Origin of the sequence: Corallococcus sp. AB045 (assembly GCF_003668895.1) — a bacterium.
Classification (GTDB): Bacteria; Myxococcota; Myxococcia; order Myxococcales; family Myxococcaceae; genus Corallococcus; species Corallococcus coralloides.
In genome coordinates this window covers 1-19,778 of the sequence record NZ_RAWN01000092.1, presented here as the reverse complement: position 1 = coordinate 19,778, position 19,778 = coordinate 1, and the positions used below count along the sequence as shown (strand labels likewise).

Annotated in this window: 14 protein-coding genes; 12 read left to right on the top strand and 2 right to left on the bottom strand. The window is 69.7% G+C overall.

Annotated elements, in window-relative coordinates; all coding sequences use genetic code 11:
* The first annotated feature begins 100 nt into the window (after positions 1-100).
* Positions 101-3,664 (top strand): fibronectin type III domain-containing protein, encoded by a 3,564-nt coding sequence (locus D7Y21_RS21890; protein ID WP_121715475.1) that lies wholly within the window; start codon positions 101-103, stop codon positions 3,662-3,664.
* Between the two features lie 79 nt (positions 3,665-3,743).
* On the opposite strand, the gene D7Y21_RS21885 is transcribed toward D7Y21_RS21890, so the two are convergent.
* On the bottom strand, positions 3,744-4,145 hold the full coding sequence (locus D7Y21_RS21885; protein WP_014397970.1) for a VOC family protein: 402 nt from the start codon (positions 4,143-4,145) through the stop codon (positions 3,744-3,746).
* 219 nt (positions 4,146-4,364) lie between these two features.
* Between D7Y21_RS21885 and D7Y21_RS21880 the strand changes: the two genes are divergently transcribed.
* The 5 genes from D7Y21_RS21880 to D7Y21_RS21860 all read left to right on the top strand — a co-directional run bounded on the left by D7Y21_RS21880 (position 4,365) and on the right by D7Y21_RS21860 (position 12,144).
* The gene (locus D7Y21_RS21880; RefSeq protein WP_121715473.1) at positions 4,365-4,688 is read left to right on the top strand and encodes a hypothetical protein; all 324 of its coding nucleotides are present in this window, start codon (positions 4,365-4,367) and stop codon (positions 4,686-4,688) included.
* Between the two features lie 298 nt (positions 4,689-4,986).
* Positions 4,987-7,032 carry a M20/M25/M40 family metallo-hydrolase gene (locus D7Y21_RS21875; protein WP_121715471.1) on the top strand — a complete coding sequence of 682 codons (2,046 nt, stop codon included), beginning with the start codon at positions 4,987-4,989 and terminating at the stop codon, positions 7,030-7,032.
* Positions 7,033-7,109: 77 nt separating this feature from the next.
* Positions 7,110-7,871 (top strand): hypothetical protein, encoded by a 762-nt coding sequence (locus D7Y21_RS42885; protein ID WP_233612238.1) that lies wholly within the window; start codon positions 7,110-7,112, stop codon positions 7,869-7,871.
* Positions 7,872-7,897: 26 nt separating this feature from the next.
* Positions 7,898-10,198, top strand: a complete 2,301-nt coding sequence (locus tag D7Y21_RS21865) for an FUSC family protein (RefSeq protein ID WP_233612237.1) — start codon at positions 7,898-7,900, stop codon at positions 10,196-10,198.
* Between the two features lie 53 nt (positions 10,199-10,251).
* Entirely contained in the window at positions 10,252-12,144 is a 1,893-nt protein-coding gene (locus D7Y21_RS21860; RefSeq protein ID WP_121715469.1) for an RICIN domain-containing protein, read from the top strand.
* Here the strand turns inward: D7Y21_RS21860 and D7Y21_RS21855 are convergent, their stop codons facing one another.
* A complete protein-coding gene (locus D7Y21_RS21855) occupies positions 12,145-12,906 on the bottom strand; it encodes an alpha/beta fold hydrolase (RefSeq protein WP_121715467.1) in 762 nt (253 codons plus the stop codon).
* A gap of 210 nt (positions 12,907-13,116) precedes the next feature.
* Between D7Y21_RS21855 and D7Y21_RS21850 the strand changes: the two genes are divergently transcribed.
* The 6 genes from D7Y21_RS21850 to D7Y21_RS21825 all read left to right on the top strand — a co-directional run bounded on the left by D7Y21_RS21850 (position 13,117) and on the right by D7Y21_RS21825 (position 19,585).
* On the top strand, positions 13,117-14,241 hold the full coding sequence (locus tag D7Y21_RS21850) for a hybrid sensor histidine kinase/response regulator (RefSeq protein WP_120568272.1): 1,125 nt from the start codon (positions 13,117-13,119) through the stop codon (positions 14,239-14,241).
* 22 nt (positions 14,242-14,263) lie between these two features.
* Entirely contained in the window at positions 14,264-15,889 is a 1,626-nt protein-coding gene (locus tag D7Y21_RS21845) for an ATPase domain-containing protein (RefSeq protein ID WP_121715465.1), read from the top strand.
* Positions 15,886-16,242 carry a response regulator transcription factor gene (locus D7Y21_RS21840; RefSeq protein ID WP_121715462.1) on the top strand — a complete coding sequence of 119 codons (357 nt, stop codon included), beginning with the start codon at positions 15,886-15,888 and terminating at the stop codon, positions 16,240-16,242. Before D7Y21_RS21845 ends, D7Y21_RS21840 begins: the two co-directional genes overlap by 4 nt.
* Positions 16,243-16,362: 120 nt before the next feature.
* Positions 16,363-17,745 (top strand): MATE family efflux transporter, encoded by a 1,383-nt coding sequence (locus tag D7Y21_RS21835; RefSeq protein WP_121715460.1) that lies wholly within the window; start codon positions 16,363-16,365, stop codon positions 17,743-17,745.
* 163 nt (positions 17,746-17,908) lie between these two features.
* Complete coding sequence (locus D7Y21_RS21830) at positions 17,909-19,132, top strand: glutathione-independent formaldehyde dehydrogenase (RefSeq protein ID WP_120568262.1); 1,224 nt, start codon at positions 17,909-17,911, stop codon at positions 19,130-19,132.
* A gap of 69 nt (positions 19,133-19,201) precedes the next feature.
* Positions 19,202-19,585 carry a two-component system response regulator gene (locus D7Y21_RS21825; RefSeq protein WP_120568261.1) on the top strand — a complete coding sequence of 128 codons (384 nt, stop codon included), beginning with the start codon at positions 19,202-19,204 and terminating at the stop codon, positions 19,583-19,585.
* Positions 19,586-19,778 lie beyond the last annotated feature (193 nt).

Sequence of the window (19,778 nt, the reverse complement as noted above, 5' to 3'; positions counted from 1 at the left end):
ATAACCGCAATACACACTTAAAAAGCACATGACCTAAGCAGGAGGCGCTCCGCCCCGGAGCCCGCCGGCCCCGTCCGGCGGCATCACCCGAGGAGACGTCATGCGCCCCCTGCGGTCCGCGTTGTGTTGTCTTGCCCTCCTGGTGTCATCCACGACGTACGCATTCCAACCCTCCCAGCCCGAACAGCAGAGCGCGGTGGCGAAGAAGGCCTTCTTCAAGCCGGACCTCTATCTGCCCATCCAGAACGTGCCGCTGGAGAAGGCGCGGTCGCTGATGCCGCGCGCGGGCGCGGACCGGTGGGCGGGGTTCGTCACCCGCTTCGGCGGCAACGTGCAGGTGTATCTGGATCCAATGTCCGGCATGCCCACGGGCATCCAGGGCAGCTTCCCGCTCATCCCGGGTGACGGCTTCCGCAACAACGTCACGCTCGAATCCGTCCGCCAGGGGCTGGGCCGCTCGGTGGGCAGCGTGGACGAGTCCGTGGTGGGAGAGCTCGTCTTCAAGTTCGTCGCGGACCACCAGGACGCGATTGGCGTGGACCTGCTGCAGCTGGGCTCGCCGCGCGTGACGCAGGTGACGGAAACGCTGTGGCAGGTGCACATCCCGCAGGTGGTGAACGGCATCACGGTGCGGCACGGCCGGCTTTCGGCCACCATCAGCCACGGCAACCTCATCCTCCTGGGCACGGAGGCGTGGGCCAACGTGGGCATCGACACGAAGCCCCGCTTCAGCGCGAACCAGGCCCTCGCCGCGGGCAGCACGTTCCTGGGCCAGACGCTGTCGCCCACCAGCCTGTGGCAGCCGCCCACGCTGGAGGTGACCCCCTACGCGCGCACGGGCGCCGCCTTCGGCCAGGGCTACGGGCACGCGCTGGTGTGGAGCTACGGCTTCTCCAACCCCGGTGAGCACGAGCGCTGGAAGGTGACGGTGGACGCCAACTCCGGCGAGGTGCTCGCCGTGGAGGATGACAACCACTACTTCGACGCGCAGGTGAAGGGCGGCGTGTACCCGTCCACCAACATCGGGACCTGCACGTCCAACGAGACGTGCGGCACCATGCAGCCCAACACGCCCATGCCCTGGGCGAACACGGGCTTCGCGTCGCCCAACAACTTCACGGACGGCGCGGGCATCTACAACTACAGCACCGGCACCTTCAACACGACGCTCTCCGGCAAGTACGTGAAGATCGCCGACAGCTGCGGCGCCATCAACGTCAGCTCCGCCACGGGCAGCCTGGACCTGGGCGGCGTGAACAACGACCACGACTGCACCGTGCCCGCGGGCACGTCCCCGGGCAACACGCCGGCGGCGCGCTCCAGCTTCTACGAGCTGAACAAGATTAAAGAGGTGGCCCGCGGCTGGCTGCCCAGCAACACCTGGCTGCAGGGACAGCTCACGTCCAACGTGAACCTGAACAGCACCTGCAACGCCTTCTGGAACGGCAGCAGCGTGAACTTCTACAAGTCCGGAGGCGGCTGCCGGAACACCGGTGAGATTGGCGCGGTGTTCGACCACGAGTGGGGCCACGGCATGGACAACTACGACGCCAACGGCTCGCTCTCCAACTCCAGCGAGGGCTACGCGGACATCGCGGGCATCCTGCGCCTGCAGACGTCCTGCGTGGGCTACGGCTTCTTCCAGACGACGAACACGGGCTGCGGCCTGACGCCGGACGGCACGGGCTACAACCAGCAGGAGGCGCAGGTCGCGGGCCAGTCCTGGTGCAACACGCGCTGCTCGGGTGTGCGTGACGCGGACTGGGCGGCGAGCGTGCCGAACATCCCGGCCACTCCGCAGAACTTCACCTGCAAGATGTGCTCGTCCGGCTCCGGCCCGTGCAGCAAGCAGGTGCACTGCGCGGCGTCCCCCGTGCGCCAGGCGGCGTGGGACCTGGTGACGCGCGACCTGACGGCGGCGCCCTTCAACTACAACTCCAACGACGCGTTCCTCTTGGGCAACAAGCTCTTCTACCAGGGCTCCGGGAACATCGGCACGTGGCACGCCTGCAACTGCACCGCCGGCACGTCCGACGGCTGCGGCGCGACGAACGGCTACATGCAGTGGCTGGCCGCGGACGACGACAACGGCAACCTGGCGGACGGCACGCCGCACATGACGGCCATCTACGCCGCGTACAACCGCCACAACATCGCCTGCTCCACGCCCGCGCCCACCAACGGCGGCTGCTCGGCGGCCCCCACCGCGGCCCCCACCACCACGGCCACCCCGGGCGACAGCCAGGTGGGCCTGTCGTGGACGGCTTCCGCGGGCGCCAGCCAGTACTGGGTGATGAAGACGGAGGGCTTCGCGGGCTGTGACTTCGGCAAGGCGCGCGTGGCCACCGTCACCGGCACCAGCTACACGGACGCGGAGGTCGCCAACGGCCGCCAGTACTGCTACTCGGTCGTGCCCGCGAGCAGCAACGCGTGCTTCGGCCCGGCGTCCACCTGCACCTGCACCACGCCCACCTGCGCGGCGCCCGGCGCTCCCACGCTGTCCACCCCCGCCTCCGGCGCCACCGGCGTGGAGCTGCTCGCGGTGCTGGACTGGGCGGACGTGACGGGCGTGTCCGGCTACGAGGTCCAGGTGGCCACCGACAGCGCCTTCACCAACGTGGTGCGCAGCGCCAACTCGCTCGTGGCCAGCACCTGGACGGTGTCCCCGGGCCTGACGGCGACCACCGCCTACTACTGGCGCGTGCGGGCGCTCAACTCGTGCGGTGGCACCAGTTCCTGGAGCGCGACGCGCAGCTTCACCACGCGCGGCTGCGTCACCCTGGCGGCCCCCACCCTGACGGCCCCCGCCAACGCCGCCACGGGCGTCGCCCTGGCGCCGGCCCTGGACTGGTCCGACGTGGCGAGCGCGTCCGGGTACGACGTGCAGGTGGCCACCGACAGCGCGTTCACCAACGTGGTGCGCAGCGCCACCGGCCTGTCCTCCAGCGCGTGGAACGTGACGCCGGGCCTGTCCAACCTCACGGCGTACTACTGGCGCGCGCGGGCCACCGACAGCTGCGGCGCGAGCCCGTACAGCACCGCCTTCAGCTTCACCACCACCAACGTGTGCACGCCCACCGTGGCCACGTACAACTCCACCCTGCGCACCCCGGCCTGCGGCTCCGTGTGCGGCTGCGACACCGGCCCCACGCTGGTCAACGGCCGCGGCACGCTGTCCGGAGGCGCGGAGCCCAACCAGCCCAACACCCTGGGCGGCACCTGCGCGGACGGCTCCAGCGGCACCTACCACTCGGATGAGAGCATCGACCGCATCGTGCTCAAGACGGTGGACCAGGGCACCATCACCCCGGGCAAGCAGCTCACGGTGGACGTGACGGTGTGGTGCTACGGCACCAGCGACCAGCTGGACCTGTACTACACGACGAACACCACCACGCCGTCGTGGACCGCCATCAGCACGGGCCAGGCCTGCACCGCGGTGGGGGCGAGGACGTTCTCCTTCCCCGTCACCGTGGGCGGCACCACCGGCAACCACGCCGTGCGCGCGCAGTTCCGCTTCAGCAGCACCGCCACCAGCGCCTGCGTGTCCGGGACGTACAACGACCGCGACGACCTGGTCTTCAACGTCGCGTCCGCGGTGGCCACCAACCCCACCGCCCCGTCCGCGAAGCAGGTGCGCGGCCGGACCGTGACGGCGCGCTAGTCAAGACGCGCGCGGACATCCCGTAAGTGACATGGGGGCTCCCGGTCCAGTCCGGGGGCCCCCGTGCCTTTTCACGGCTTCACCACGTGTACACGACGGACGGCGCCGAGCGCTTCGCGGGCCCGTGGTGGACCATCTCGATGTTGTTGCCGTCCGGATCCAACACGAAGGCCGCGTAGTAGCCCGGATGGTAGGAGCGCTCGCCGGGCGCGCCGTTGTCACGGCCGCCCGCGGCCACCGCCGCCTGGTGGAAGCGGTGCACCATCTCCCGGTCCTTCGCCTGGAAGGCCAGGTGCACGCGCGCGGTGGGCTCGCGGTCGTTGCTGAGGAACAGCTCGTCCGCTGCCAGGTGCCGCTCGCTCTCGTTGAAGACGGGGATGCCCATCACCTCCAGCACCGCGCGGTAGAAGCGCTTGCTCGCCTCCAGGTCCCGGACCTGGAGGTGGACGTGGTCGAACATGCGGCCGTGGTGCAGTTCCATGGTCTGCCTCGCGTGATTGGCGTGTCGGGTGTCGTTCAACACCGCGCGCGCCTACGACCATCAGAGCTGCAATTCACGCATGTCAAGGCGGCTTCGCCCGGGAAGTCGTGAAAGCGGCAGCGACTTCCACAAAAGAGCGGGCACCCGGCGGCGGGACGACGCAGCTTCGTGCGATAGTCCGCGCCACTTCGCTGTTCTTGCCTTCAGGAGGGTGCCGCGATGTTCATCGAAATCATCGTCCTGCCCCGTGAAGAGCAGTCCCCGAAGCGGCGCGCGGCAAAAGCCTCCAAGGCTCCCCAGCCGCTGGAGAAGCGTGGCCGCGCGGAGCTGGCCCAGGTGTGGCGCGAGGAGGGCAAGGCCTTCCACTGCGCCGTCCTGGAGTTCATCAAGGCCCAGCACCTCTTGGGCGCGGTGAAGTGGATGAGCGAGCCGGGCCTGCTGCCCCAGGTGACGCTCGTCGCCTCGGACCGCGTCCTGGAGAAGCTCCAGGCGGAGCCCCGCTTCGCGGCCGGCCGCTCGCTGTCCATGAACCTGCAGACCTGAAAGCCGCCCGTCCCCCGCGGCTTCCCCCCTCGCGTTTCCCATTTTCCAATCATTCATCCGTGACACCCGCGTGAACCCTTCCGCGGCGCGTCCGGGCGTGGCCGGGGTGCGTCACCGTTGGCGGCGAAAGCTGTCTCATCGTGTTTCACGCTGCTGTCCGCCTTGACGGCGGTGTCTTGAATTCCACAGGATGCGCCTCCAACCCACGAGGTCTGGCCAACCGGCCCGGACTTGAGCGTGCGGTGTTTTTCGTCGTGCCTCCCGTCAGTGCGCCCCTCGCCTGGAATCGGAGCGGAACATGCGTTTGAAGAGAGTGGTCCCCGTCGTCGTGTCGCTGTGTTGCGCCACCGCTTCCGCCGAAGAGCCGCGTGACAAGGAGGTCTTCATCACCATCGGTTCGGACGCGGCGGGCACGGTGCGCTCGTCGTTGCGCGGCGGGAGCGCGCCCACGCTGGTGCGCGAGGCGAACGGGGTGAGCGTGCTCAAGCTCACCGAGGCCCAGCTGAGCGACGTCTCCTCCATCATGCACGAGAGGTATCACCGCTGCGCGGGCTACATGGCGCACGACACGCAGGAGGAGGCGCTCGCGGCGCTCACGCCCGCGCAGCCGACGCAGTCGCTGGTGAGCTACACGCTGGACAACGCGGCGGTGGTCAACTCGCTGTTCTCCGACCTCCAGGAGGCCAGCATCCGGGCCACCATCACCCAGCTGTCCAGCTACACGAACCGCTACTACAACAACTCCACGGGCGGCACGCAGGCGGCCAGCTGGCTGCGGGGCATCTGGGCGGGCTACGCCAACGGGCGCAGCGACGTGACGGTGGAGCTGTACACGCACTCCAGCTGGACCCAGCCATCCGTCATCGCCACCATCACCGGCGAGGTCTTCCCGAACGAGGTGGTGGTGATTGGCGGCCACCTGGACTCCATCCAGCAGTACGCGTCCAGCCCCTCCACCGCGCTCGCGCCGGGCGCGGATGACGACGCCTCCGGTGTCGCCACGCTGACGGAGGTGTTCCGGGTGGCGATGGCGAAGGGCTACAAGCCGGCGCGCACGGTGAAGTTCATGGCGTACGCGGCGGAGGAGGTGGGCCTCCTGGGTTCGAAGGCCATCGCGCAGGCGCACAAGGCCGCGAACGCCAACGTGGTGGGCGTGCTCCAGCTGGACATGACCAACTACCGCGGCTCCACGGTGGAGGTGTCGCTCGTCACGGACAACACCAACGCGGCGCAGAACGCGTTCCTGGGCAGCCTCATCGACACGTACACGGGCTACTCGCGCGCCAACATCGCCTGCGGCTACGGGTGCTCGGACCACGCGTCGTGGCACGCCCAGGGCTACCCGGCGTCCATGCCGTTCGAGGCGCGGTACGACCTGAACGAGCACAGCCCCTACATCCACAAGGCCACTGACACGCTGGCCAACAGCACGGACGGCACCAACTGGGGCACCGCCAACCACGCGCTGAAGTTCGCGCGCATCGGCGCCGCGTACATGGCGGAGCTGGGCAAGGGCGTCCTCCCGGGCATGCCCACGGACACCGTGGATCCGACGGTGTCGCTCACCGCGCCGGCGAGTGGCGCGACGGTGAATGGCACCACGAACATCACCGCGACGGCCAACGACAACGTGGGCGTCAGCAGGGTGGAGTTCCTGGTGAACGGCGCGGTGAAGGGCACGGCCTTCGCCTCTCCGTACAGCTACGCGTGGGACAGCCGCACGGTGGCCAACGGCACCCACACGGTGGCGGCGAAGGCGTATGACAGCGCGGGCAACAACACCACCTCGGCGGCGCACGAGGTGCGGGTGGCCAACGTGTCCACGTCCGGCACCTACGACAGCACGTACAAGACGGTGCGTTGCAGCGCGGCGGCGGCCACCTGCGACAGCGGCACGCTCTTCAACGGCCGCGGCACCCGGGGCCCGGAGCTGAACACGCCCAACACGCTGCGCGGCACGTGCAAGGACGGCAGCACCGGCACCTACCGCAGCGACGAGTCCATGGAGGCCCTCAAGGTGTCCACCGTGGACGGCTCCAACTTCGCCGCGGGCAAGCAGGTGAAGGTGGAGGCCACCATCTGGGCCTACCTCAACCCCGCGTCGGACCGGTTGGACCTGTACTACACGGCCAACGCCACCGCGACGACGCCCACCTGGACGCTGATCACGTCCGTCGTGCCGACGATCGCGAACCTGCACACCATCTCGGCCACGTACACGCTGCCCGCCGGCGCCAACCAGGCCGTGCGCGCGCAGTTCCGCTACGGCAACACCGCCCCGACCAGCGCGTGCATCTCCGGCGAGTACAACGACCGCGACGACCTGATGTTCACCGTCCAGTGAGCAGTCCCTCACTGACTTGAGCTGACACGTGGAGGGGATCCGGGCCGCTTGCCCGGGTCCCCTTCGTGTTTCAGGCCGTGAAGAGGGCCTCCTGCGTCCGCGGCGGAGCGTCCTGTCTCATCACGGGCGCGGAGCGAGGCCGGCTGTCACCCCGGCGCGAGGCGCTGCTCCAGGCGCGCATCAAGGACCTGTCCCTGCGGCTGGGGGGCACGCCCCTGGAGCGCTACATCGCGCAGCTCCACGCCGAGCTGGAGGCGAAGGGAATCTCCTTCAAGCCCCAGTGCTACCTGTCCGACGAGTGGGGTTGTCCGTCGGGGGTGCCCGTCATCGGCCTGCCCTTCTACCTGGCGGATCCGGACCTGCTGTCCATCGAAGCGGAGCTGGGTGGAAGCGCGGAGACGGAGGCCGAAATCCTGATGTACCTGCGCCACGAGGCGGGCCACGCGTTCAACTACGCCTACCGCCTCGAGGTGAAGTTCGGCCCGGAGACACCGGGCAGCCCGCACCTGGTGCTGCCCACGGACCTGTCGGATGAACTGAGGGGCCGCTTGGAGCGCGCGGCCATCACGGCGTTCCGAGCGCTCAAGCTGCGCGACTACGCACGCATCGACTTCCGCGTGTCCAGCCGCACCAACGAGCCCTACCTCCTGGAGGTGAACCCCAACCCCTACCTGGAGACCCAGTGCGAGGTGGCCATGGGGGCGAAGCAGCGCGGTCTGGGCTACGAGGCGCTCGTGCAGCGCATCGTGGACACCGCTGCCCGGCGCCACGGCCTGGGCGTGGGGCGCGGAGCCACGGCCGGTGCGCCCTTGAGGGAAGCGGCCCCCGCCCCGTACTAAAGCCCGGTCCGGAGTCCGGCGCGCGAGTGACGCCCCCACGGCACCGGGCCCGGATTCCGGTGGCCCGGCCGGAGGCGTTGCTCTATGGGGGAGGCGTGCTCCACCGTCAGTTCCTGGACCATGCGAAGGCCGTGGCCCGCTTCGCGCCCGTGCGGCCCGCGGTGAAGGCGGGCCTCCGGGCCGCGCTCGCGTTCTTCGTCCCCACCGTCGTGGGCACCGCGCTGCACCTGCCCGCCACCCTGTGGCTGGCGATCGGCGGCTTCAACACGTCCTTCGTGGACAAGGGCGGCTCCTATCACGCCCGCTTCCGCGCCATGGGCGGCACCGCGCTGGCGGCGGCGGTCTCCGCGGTGCTGGGGGGCCTGGCGGGAATGCACCCCGCCCTGGCCATTCCCGCCACCCTGCTGTGGGTGACGGCGTGCAGCTTCGCGGGCGTGTACGGCGCGGCGGCGAACCTCACCGGCAACATCGCCGCCACCACCTTCGTCATCGCGCTGGGGCTGCCCGTGGCCAGTGTCACGCACGCGCTGGAGTCCGGCGCCGCGGTGCTGGGCGGCTCCGCGTGGGCCATGGTGCTGTCGCTGGTGCTCTGGCCCATCCGCCCCTACCGGCCCGCGCGCAAGGCGGTGGCGGCGTGTTTCGACGCGGTGGCGGACTACGCGGAAGGGCTGTCGCGCACGGTCCAGGGCTCGCGCGAGGACGCCTGGCAGGCGCTCATCCAGGAGCAGCATGGGCGCATCCGTGAGCTGCTGGAGGTGGCGCGCACCACGCTCGCGGCCACGCGTCAGGGCCGGGGTGAGCGCGGCCGGGGTGAGCGGCTGCTGGTGCTGCTGGAGTGCGCGGACGCGATGTTCATGGGGCTCATCGCCCTGGGCGAGCAACTGGAGAGCCTGGGCCCGCCGGTGAGCGGCCCCGTGGGAGACCCGCGCGCGGCGGTGGCCGTGGCGCTCCTGGACTGCGCGAACACGGCCAGGGACCTGGTGCGGCTGGTGGAGCAGGAGGGCCGCAGCCGCCGGCCCCGGCCGGAGTGGGACGGACGCGCGCTGCGCGACGCGCTCGGAGACCTGGACGCGCGCGGGCTCGTCACGCGGCTGGAGCGGGCGCGGCTGTCGGACATCGCGCGGCTGCTCACGGAGCTGCGTGAGCGCGCGGACGTGGCGCTCGACACCGCGTGCCGGCTGCCCGGCCCCCTCACCCAGGCCCCGCCTCCCGCGCGAGAGCTGGCCGAGGAGTCCCACACATCCCTGCTGGACCCGGTGCGCGCGCACCTCACGCTGGATTCGGAGGTGCTGCGGCACGCACTGCGTGCGGGGCTCACCACCACGGCGGCGGTGTACGTGGCCAGCGTGTTCCGTCCGAACCACGGCTACTGGGTGACCATCACCGTGCTCACCATCATGCAGCCGTACACCGGCCCCACCTTCCTCAAGGCGCTCCAACGTGTGCTGGGGACGGTGGTGGGTGGTCTGCTGGCCATCGCCGTCGCGTCGTGGCTCCAGAACCCGCACGCGATGATGGGCCTCCTGTTCTGCACCGCGGCCCTGTGCGTGAGCCTCATCCCGCTCAACTACGGGCTGTACACCATCTTCGCCACGCTCACCTTCGTGCTGCTGGCGGAGATGGGCAGCGGGGACTGGACGCTGGCGCCGGTGCGCATCGTCAACACGCTCATCGGCGGAGCGCTGGCGCTCGCGGGCACCTTCTTCCTGTGGCGGCGCTCGGAGCACCAGCGCTTCCCGGCGCAGATGGCGGACGCGCTGCGCGCGGACCGCGAGTTCTTCGACGTGCTGGCCCGCGCGTGGCAGCGCAACGGGCCACCGGAAGCGGCGGCGCTGGCGGAGGCGCGCCGCAAGCTGGGGCTCGCCACCATCAACGCGGAGACGTCCTTCCAGCGCCTGCTCACCGAACCGCGCTGGCGCACGGAGGCGGTGGAGCCGCTGATGACGTTGCTCGCCTTCACCCGCCGGTTCGCCGCCGTCTGCACCCTGCTCGCGTCGCGGCGCTCCGTGCCCTCCACCCCGGCGGTGCAGGAGGCCCTGTCACGCTACGCGCGCGCCATGGACGCGAGCATGGAGGACCTGGCGGACGCGGTACACCACGGTCGCCGCCCCAAGCCCCTGCCCGCCTTCGACGCGCTCATCGGCTGGAACATCCCCGCCCCGGACGAAGCCGGAGCGGCCATGGGCGCCGAGGCGCCCCTGCTCCAGTCCCAGTTGGAACGACTGGCGCGCCAGCTCACCGTGCTCCACACCGCCGCCGTCCGCCGCCTGGAGGCCCTCCCCGAGGCTTCGTCCCAGGCACAGCCATCCACGATTAACGGGCCTTAGCAGAACAACTTGAATAGGCTGTGGGACTCCCCCCTTGGTGTCTGGAGTCCCCCATGCCCTCGTGGTTGTCCCGTGTCCCCCTGCAAGGCCTGCTGCTGGCCGCCTCCACCCTCCTCCCGCCCGCCGCGAGCGCGGCGAACGAGAGCGTGCGGGTGTGGCTGACGACGACGTCCGGCAGCACGCTGTCGAAGAAGCTCAACGCGGAGGCGAACAAGACGTTCGGTCCGGAGACGGGCAGCGCGACGGCCATCGACGTGAACGACGGCGTGACGTACCAGACGCTCGACGGGTTCGGCGGCGCGCTCACGGATTCGTCCGCGTGGCTCATCTTCAACTCGCCGCAGCGCACGGCCATCATGAACGACCTGTTCAGCGTGACCACGGGCGCGGGCCAGAGCGCCATCCGCCTGCCCATGGGCGCGTCCGACTTCTCGCGCAACAACTACACCTACGACGACACCTGCTGCGACCTGAACGACTTCTCCGTGGGTCACGACACGGCGTACATCCTGCCGCTCTTGAAGCAGGCGCGCGCCATCAACCCGGAGGTGAAGGTGTTCGCGGTGCCGTGGAGCGCGCCCGCGTGGATGAAGTTCAACAACTCGCTCACCGGCGGCGGCTACCTGCGCAATGACCTGTACGGAACCTACGCGAACTACTTCGTGCGCTTCGTGCAGGCCTACCAGGCGAACGGCGTGCCCATCCACGCGCTGAGCCTCCAGAACGAGCCGCACAACGCCAACGGCGGCTACGCGACGATGCAGATGGAGTCCAACGACCAGTCCGTCTTCGCGGCGCAGCACCTGCGCCCCGCGCTCAACGCCGCGGGCTTCAACGGCGTGAAGGTGCTGGCGTGGGACCACAACTGGCACGACGGCGCGGGCCCCGCGGGCTACCCGCACGAAGTGATGGCCTACAACGGCGGGCAGGCGCAGAGCGCCGTCGCGGGCGTGGCCTACCACTGCTACGAGAGCCCCGAGGGCAGCTACAGCGTCCAGTCCGCCTTCCACGACGCGTACCCCGCCAAGGAGGTGCACTTCACCGAGTGCACCGGCGGCTTCTGGGCCACCAACGCCGCGGCGAACCTGGAGTGGGCGCTGCAGAACAACCTGTTCGGGCCGCTGCGCCACTGGTCGCGCACGTCCTTCTACTGGAACCTGGCGTTGGACCCGAACCACGGGCCGCGCGTGGGCGGCTGCGCGGACTGCCGGGGCATGTTCACCGTGGACAACGCCAACGGCACGTACACGCGCAACGAGGAGTACTACGCGTGGGCCCACCTGGCGAAGGTGGTGCGGCCGGGCGCGGTGCGCGTGGGCGCCACGTCGCTGGGCAACAACAACATCGAGACGCTCGCCTTCCGCAATCCGGACGGCTCGCGCGCGCTCATCGCGCTGAATTCGAATGACGGCGCCACGCTGTCCTTCAAGGTCCGCTGGAGCGGGCAGTCCTTCGAGTACACGCTGCCGCCGCGCTCGGTGGCGTCCTTCCAGTGGGGCGGCACGTCCAGCCCGCAGGGGCCGTGGTACCGGCTGGTCAACAAGGCCACCGGCAAGTGCGTGGACATCGTGGGCCCGTCCGCGGCGGACGGCACCGGGCTGCACCAGTGGGCATGCCACACCGGCTCCAGCCAGCAGTGGTCCCTGGTGGCCACGGACAGCGGCTATTCGCGGCTGGTGTCGCGCTACAGCGGCAAGGCGGTGGACGTGGCGGACGCAAGCCAGACGGACGGCGCGCGTGTGCAGCAGTGGTCCTGGGCGGGCGGCGCGAACCAGCAGTTCAAGCCGGTGGCCACCACCGGCGGCTACACCCGCTTCGAAGCCCGCCACAGCGGCAAGGTGCTGGACGTGAGCAACTGCTGGAGCGGCGGCGACGGGGCCACCGTCCAGCAGTGGGTCTGGGCCAACAACGACTGCCAGCAGTTCCGCCTGGAAGCCATGCCCTGATCAGGGCACCGTCGACAGGAAGCCCTCGATCAGGGTGTTCACCTGCTCGGGGGCGTCCAGCTGTACCCAGTGCCCCGTGCCCGTCACGAGCTTCGAGGGAAGACTCGGGACGAGCACGTGGTACGCGCCGGGGGTCTGGTTGAGCGGCGTGATGACGGACAGGGCCGGTCCCCGGTAGCGCTTCAGCGCGGTGACCGGGTCGAACTTGAGCAGCGAGCCCATGGCGGCCTTCACCGCCCCGCGCTGCGTGCGCCGCAGCTGCCCCAGCACCTGCTCACGCACCTGGGGCGTGGACGGCGCCAGCAGCGTGCCCCAGTACTGCTCGATGACCTGCGTCCAGCCGTCGGTGTCGAGCGCGGCCATCATCCCGTCGGCCGCCTCCTTGGGAACCTCGCGGCCGTCGGACGCCGGGTCCAACAGGAAGAGGCCCGCGACGCGCTCCGGGTGCGCCGCCGCGTACGCCACGCACACCGCGCCGCCCAGGCTGTGCCCCACCAGCACCACGCGGGACAGCCCCAGCCCGTCCACCACCGCGGCCACGTCCTGGGAGAAGTCCTCCACCGTGAAGTCCGCGTCCGACGTGAGCGTGGACCGGCCATGCCCCCGCAGGTCCAGCGCGACCGCGCGGCGCTGCTTGCGCACGTGCTGGAGCTGCGCCGCCCACTGCCGCGTGTCCCCGCAGGCCGAGTGCACGAACACCACCGGCGTGCCCTGCCCCGTCCCGCCATCGTCCACGAACAGCTCACCCGCCGTGCCCTTCATGTCCCGTGCCTTTCCGGGCCGGAAATCCGGCCCCGCCGCGTGTCCGCATCCTGCGCCCGGCGGCCCGCCTGGGGAAAGGCTGACGGCTCCAGCGCCGGATCCGTCCGGCGGACAACACCCGGCGAAACGCCCGCGCGCTCCCGCCAATCTTTTTCGATGCCGGTGGTTCCATTCACCGGCCGCGCCCCCACTGTTCCCGCGGCACCGCCCGTGAACTCCTCCGACGCCAAGAACGCCCAGGCTGGCCGCACCGCCGTCACGGTCCTCAACGTCAATGACGACCCGGCGACGCTGTACCTGCTGAGCCTCACGCTGAAGCAGGGCGGCTACCAGGTGCTCGAGGCCACGGGAGGGAGCGAGGCGCTCCGGCTCGCCCAGGGCCGGCCCGACCTGGTGCTGCTGGACGTGCACATGCCGGACATCGACGGCTACGAGGTGTGCCGCCGCCTGCGCGCGGGCGAGGCCACGCACGACCTGCTCATCGCCCACCTGTCGTCCGTGTCCGTCCAGCGCGAGGACCGCGTGCGGGGCCTGGCCCAGGGCGCGGACGCGTACTGGACGCGCCCCCTGGCGGAGGACGAGCTGCTCGCGAACATCGAGGCGCTCTTGCGCCTGCAGACCCGCGCCCGGGACGCCGTGCGCGCGCGCGACCGGTTCCTCAGCATCGCCGCGCATGAGCTGAAGACGCCCCTCACCGTGCTGCGCCTCAACCTGGAGCGCGCGGTGGAGATGGTGGTGAACGACGCGGACGCGGGCGGCGCCATGGAGAAGCGCCTCACGCCCGCGGTGCGCCAGCTCACGCGGATGCAGAACCTGGTGGACAACCTGCTGGACGTGTCCCGCCTGTCCACGCAGGACATGGCGCTGCTGGTGGACACGGTGGACTTCTCCCAGGTGGTGCGTGAGCAGGTGGAGCGCTTCCAGGCCCCGGCCCGCAGCGCGAACGTGCCCCTGAGCGTGGAGCTGCCGGACGCGCCCGTCCTCCTCTTCGGAGACCCGCGCATGCTGGAACAGGCCGTGGGCCACCTCCTGTCCAACGCCATCAAGTTCGGCGAGGACCGGCCCGCGAAGGCGCGCCTGTCCACGCACGAGGGCCACGCGGTGCTCGCCGTGGAGGACCAGGGCGTGGGCATCGCGCCGGAGGAGCACGCGCGCATCTTCCGCCGCTTCGAGCGCGTGGCCTCCGGAGGCCGCTTCGACGGACTGGGCCTGGGGCTCTACCTGGCCCAGGAGATCGCCGCCGCGCACGACGGCTCGCTGACCGTGAAGAGCGCCCTGGGCCAGGGCGCGTGTTTCGAGTTGAGGCTGCCCCTGCATCGCACCCAGCGGTACTGACGCATCCGAGGGAGAACGATTCGTGTCGAACACCGAAGACGCGGACGGCGGCACCCCGTCCAGCGAAGGCAAGAGCCCGGCGAAGCGCCTCGTCACCAATGTGCCCCGGCTGGACTTCATCACCAAGGGCGGCCTCATCCAGGGCTCGTCCTACGCCATCATCGGTCCACCAGGCTCCGGCAAGACGGTGCTGGCCAACCAGATTGCCTTCCAGCACGTGAAGAACGGCGGCAAGGCGCTCTACGTGACGCTGCTGTCGGAGTCGCACGGGCGCCTGCTGGAGAACCTGTCGCAGATGACGTTCTTCGACGCCGACGTCATCCCGGACCGGCTCCAGTACCTCAGCGGCTACCGCGACCTGGAGCGCGACGGGCTCAAGGGCCTGCTGGAGCTCTTGCGCAAGAACGCCCAGGCGCACGGCACCACGCTGCTCATCATCGACGGCATGGACGCGGCGAAGGAGTTCGCCCGCTCGGACCAGAGCTTCAAGCGCTTCCTCCAGGACCTGCAGACCTTCTGCAGCATCCTGGGCTGCACCACGCTGCTGCTCGCCCCGCACCATGCAGGGGAGCTCCACCCGGAGAACACCGCGGTGGACGGCATCTTCGAACTGTCGCTGTGGCTGCACGGGCCGCGCGCGGTGCGCGAACTCATCGCCATCAAGTTCCGCGGCGGGCCGTCCCTGCTGGGCCGCCACGAGGTGGAGATCAGCAACCAGGGCATTGTCATCCACCCGCGCACGGAGGTGCAGTTCGCGCACCCCGCCGCGGAGGGGCGCGAGGACCGCATCCGCATGCCCTTCGGCATCCCGCGCCTGGACGAAGCGCTCCGGGGCGGCGTGCTGTCCGGCTCCACCACGCTGCTGTTGGGCGCGCCCGGCACGGGCAAGACGCTCCTGGGGCTGCACTTCCTCCTCCAGGGCGCGCGCGAGGGCCAGCCGGGCGTCTACTTCGGCTTCTTCGAGACGCCTCCCCGCCTCATCGAGAAGGCGGAGGGCACGGGCATGGGGGACCTCAAGAAGTACGTGGACGAGGGCCTCATTGAAATCCAGTGGCAGCCGCCGCTGGAGCACAACATGGACTCGCTGGCGGAGCGGCTGCTGGAGCGCATCGAGGAGCGCAAGGTGGACCGGCTGCGCCTGTTCATCGACGGTGTGTCCGGCTTCCGCTCCGCGGCGGTGTACCCGGACCGCCTGGGGCGCTTCTTCTCCGCGCTCACCCACCAGCTGCGGATGATGGACGTCACCACGCTGTACTCGGATGAGACGCCCCTGTTCAGCCCCGGCGTGGACATGCCCCAGCCAGAGGCCGCGTCCACCGTGGAGAACGTCATCCTGGTGCGCTACGTGGAGCTGCGCTCGCAGCTCTACCGGCTGCTCTCCATCATGAAGATGCGGGAGAGCGCCTACGACAGCGGCATCCGCGAGTTCTCCATCAGCGAGCAGGGCATCCAGGTCGCGGGCACCTTCGAGAGCGCGGAGAGCATCCTCACCGGCCACGCGCGCCTGTCCCGCGTAGAGAGCTCCCGCCCCGGCCGCGTGAAGGCCCCCCTGGGCGCGAAGAAGAAGCAGGGCCGCAAGACGCCAGCGAAGAAGAAGCCGGGCTCGAAGAAGGCTCCGGCGGGCACGTCCCGACGGAGGCGTTCATGAAGACCGTGCTCGTCGTGGACGACGAACAGGACATCGCGGAGGCCATCCAGGCCATCCTGGAAGAGGAACAACTGCGCGTGGTCGTCTGCGGCAACGGCCGCGAGGCGCTGGCCCGGCTCAAGGAGGAGAAGCCCGACCTGGCCATCATCGACGTGATGATGCCGGTGATGAACGGCTACGAGACCATCGACGCCATCCGCAAGGACGGCACCCACCACTTCCCCATCCTCGTCATGAGCGCCATCCAGCCGCCCAAGGCAAAGATGGAGGAACAGCAGTGGGCCGGCTTCCTCAAGAAGCCCTTCTCCCTGCGAGACCTGGTGGACACCGTGGAGCGGCTGACGTCGTCGTAGGTTCCGCTCTCACTTTTTCAGCGCAAAGCATCCGCGGCGGGCAGGCAGCCGGCGCGGGTGCTTCTGGTTGAAATCGAAATATCGCGCGCGCACAGTGGGTCCACCTGACGCGACGCATTCATGCCTACTGAAGTCGAGCCGACACCCTCCCGCGAGCCGGGCCTGTTCCGCCTCACCTGGCCCATCTTCTTCGAAATCTTCCTCTTCATGCTGATGGGCACGGCGGACACGCTGATGCTCAGCGGTGTGTCGGACGCCGCCGTCTCCGCGGTGGGCGTGGTCAATCAGTACGTCTTCATCTGCATCCTGGTGATGGAGGTGGTGAGCCACGGCGCGTCCATCGTCGTGTCGCAATATCTCGGTGCGAAGCGCGGCACGGAGGCGGCGCGCATCGCGGCGCAGGCCATCACGATGAACTTCCTGCTGGGCCTGGCCGTGAGCGGCGGGCTGCTGTTGTCCGCGGACTTCATCCTGGGGCGGATGAACCTGGAGCCGCGGACGCTGGCGTACGCGAGCACCTACTGGCACATCGCGGGCGGCTTCCTGTTCCTGCAGGCACTCATCAACGTCTTCTCCAGCCTCATCCGCACGTACGGCTTCACGCGGCAGTCCATGTACGTGGCCATGGGCATGAACGTGGTGCACGTGGTGGGCAACTGGGTGCTCATCTTCGGGCACTTCGGCATGCCGGCGCACGGCGTGGCGGGCGCGGCCATGTCCACCGTCTTCAGCCGCGCGATGGCGGTGGGTGTCTTCGCGTGGATGCTCTGGCGGGTGATGGACGTGAAGATGCAGCCCACGCACTTCGTGGCGCTGACGCGCGAGTACGTGCGCAAGATCCTCCGCGTGGGCGTGCCGTCCGCGGTGGAGCAGATGACGTACCACGCGTGCCAGACGGTGTTCCTGTACTACGTGACGTACCTGGGCCCGGTGGCGCTGGCGTCGCGGCAGTACGCCAACGCCATGTCCCAGTACGTGTTCCTGTGCAGCCTGGCCATCGGCATGGGCACGTCCATCATCGTGGGACGGCTGGTGGGCGCGCAGCGCTCGCAGGACGCGTACGCGCGCGTGCTCAAGAGCCTCAAGTGGAGCATCGGCATCACGGTGGCGGTGGACGTGACGGCCATCCTCCTCCGGGAGCCGCTCATCCGCCTCTTCACGCACGACGGCGACATCCTGCGGCTCACCTCGCAGGTGCTCGTCCTGAGCCTGCTGTTGGAGACGGGCCGCTCGTTCAACCTGGTGCTGGTGAACGCGCTGCGCGCCGCGGGCGACGCCACCTTCCCGGTCATCATGGCGATGATCTCCATGGTCTGTATGAGCCTGCCCCTGGGCTACTACCTGGTGTTCCACCTGCACCTGGGGCTCGCGGGCGTGTGGCTGGCGGTGGCCGCGGACGAGTGGACGCGCGGTCTGGCCATGTGGATGCGCTGGCGAAGCCGCGCGTGGGAGCGCCAGTCGCTGGTGTCCCCGGCGGAGGCGCCGGTGGTGCTGGCGCACTGAAGCGGCGCGGGGCATTTCCGGACGCCCGCGAGGGCTTGGATGCGCGCCCGCCCTGCACGCCTGCACGGGGCGGCCGGGCGCGCTCAATTCCCGGCCCCTTCCGCTGGACGCGGCGCATCCCACTTTTGGTGGGCCGCGTTACGGGCCAAACCGGGAGGAACCCATGCTCGCCGTCGTCTACAAAGAGAACAGCCAGGTGAAGGTGGAGGAGGTCGAGGATCCGAAGCTGGAGTCTCCCACCGACTGCGTCATCCGCGTCACCTCCGCCGGCATCTGTGGAAGTGACCTGCACATGTACGAAGGCCGCACCGCGTCCAAGGCCGGACAGGTCTTCGGCCACGAGAACATGGGCGTCGTGGAGCAGGTGGGCCCCGGCGTGAGGAGCATCAAGAAGGGCGACCGCGTGGTGCTGCCCTTCAACATCGCCTGCGGCACCTGCTTCGACTGCGTGCGCGGCCGCACCGAGGCGTGCCTCATCGCCAATCCGGAAGCGCCGCACGCGGGCTACGGCTACGCGGGCATGGGTCCGTACCGCGGCGGACAGGCGGAGCTGCTCCGGGTGCCCTGGGCCGACTTCAACTGCCTGAAGATCCCCGGGAAGCCGGGCGACGACCTGGAGGACGACTTCCTCCTGCTGTCGGACGTGTTCCCGACCGCGTACCACGGCACCGAGCTTGCGAACGTGCGGCCGGGCGCCACCGTGGCCGTCTTCGGAGCGGGGCCGGTGGGCCTGCTCGCCGGCTACTGCGCGCTCCTGCGCGGCGCCTCGGAGGTCTACGTGGTGGACAGCGTCCCGGAGCGCCTGGCCAAGGTGAAGGAGATGGGCGCCATCCCCATCGACTTCACCAAGGGCGACCCGGTGAAGCAGATCATGGACCTGCGCCGCGGCAACCCGCTCATCATGGGCGCGCTGCGCTCCGGTGAGGAGAAGGCCCTGGGTGTGATGTGCGGCATCGACGCCGTGGGCTACCAGTCGCGCGACATCAAGGGCGCGGACGCGCACGGCGGCCGGGAGAAGCCCACCCAGGTGCTGGAGCAGCTGGTGGAGCTGGTGAACCCCACGGGCTCCATTGGCGTCGTGGGCGTCTACATCGCCCCGGACCCCGGCGCGGCGGATGAGAACGCGAAGCAGGGCATCTACCCGCTGCCCTGGGCCAAGGTGTTCGACAAGGGCATCACCGTGGGCACCGGCCAGACGCCGGTGAAGCGCTACGACTACTTCCTGAGGGATCTCATCATCGCGGGCCGCGCCAGGCCGAGCATGATCGTCAGCCACCGCCTGCCGCTGCAGGACGCGCCGGACGCGTACAAGAAGTTCGACGCGCGCAAGGACGGCTACACCAAGGTCATCCTCAAGCCCCAGCTGAGCCCCAAGGCTCGTGCGTAGGAGCCCCCCTGTCCCCAGGTCCAAGCCCCGGGGTGCACACGCCCCGGGGCCTTGGCGGTATATGGTCTGATGGTGGTCGCCCTGGACAAAACCTCGACCGTGCTGGTGGTCGAAAGCTACGACGACCTGCGCGAGGCCCTGGTGGCCCTCCTCGTGTTGGAGGGCTACACGGTGCTGTCCGTGGCCACGGCCACGCAGGCGTTGGAGGTGTTGTCCCAGATCCCGGACATCCCCTCGCTGGTGCTGCTCAGCCTGATGCTGCGCAACCCGGAGGACCAGCGCTTCCTCACCCGGCTGCGGAACCTGGGCCTGACGTCGCGGCTGCCGGTGCTGGCGCTCACCGCGGATCCAGACCTCCAGGCGGCCCCGCCCGGGACGGTGGGCCTCTTGGGCAAGCCGGTGCGCACGGAGGTGCTCCTGGCCGCCGTGGACCGGTACCGGATCCGGCACTGATGTCACCTGTTGGGGGCTGATGTAGGCACGGAAACACGGCAACTCCGGGCGGCAAGGGTCGATAATCCATCAACGTCCACCGTCTCGGTGGTTCGAGGGGGAAGACCCAACATGTCCAGAATCGGTGAGTCGATTGGCGGCGCCATCGCGGCGCGAGTGCAGCAGGCGCTGACCCCGCAGGTCCGCCCCACCC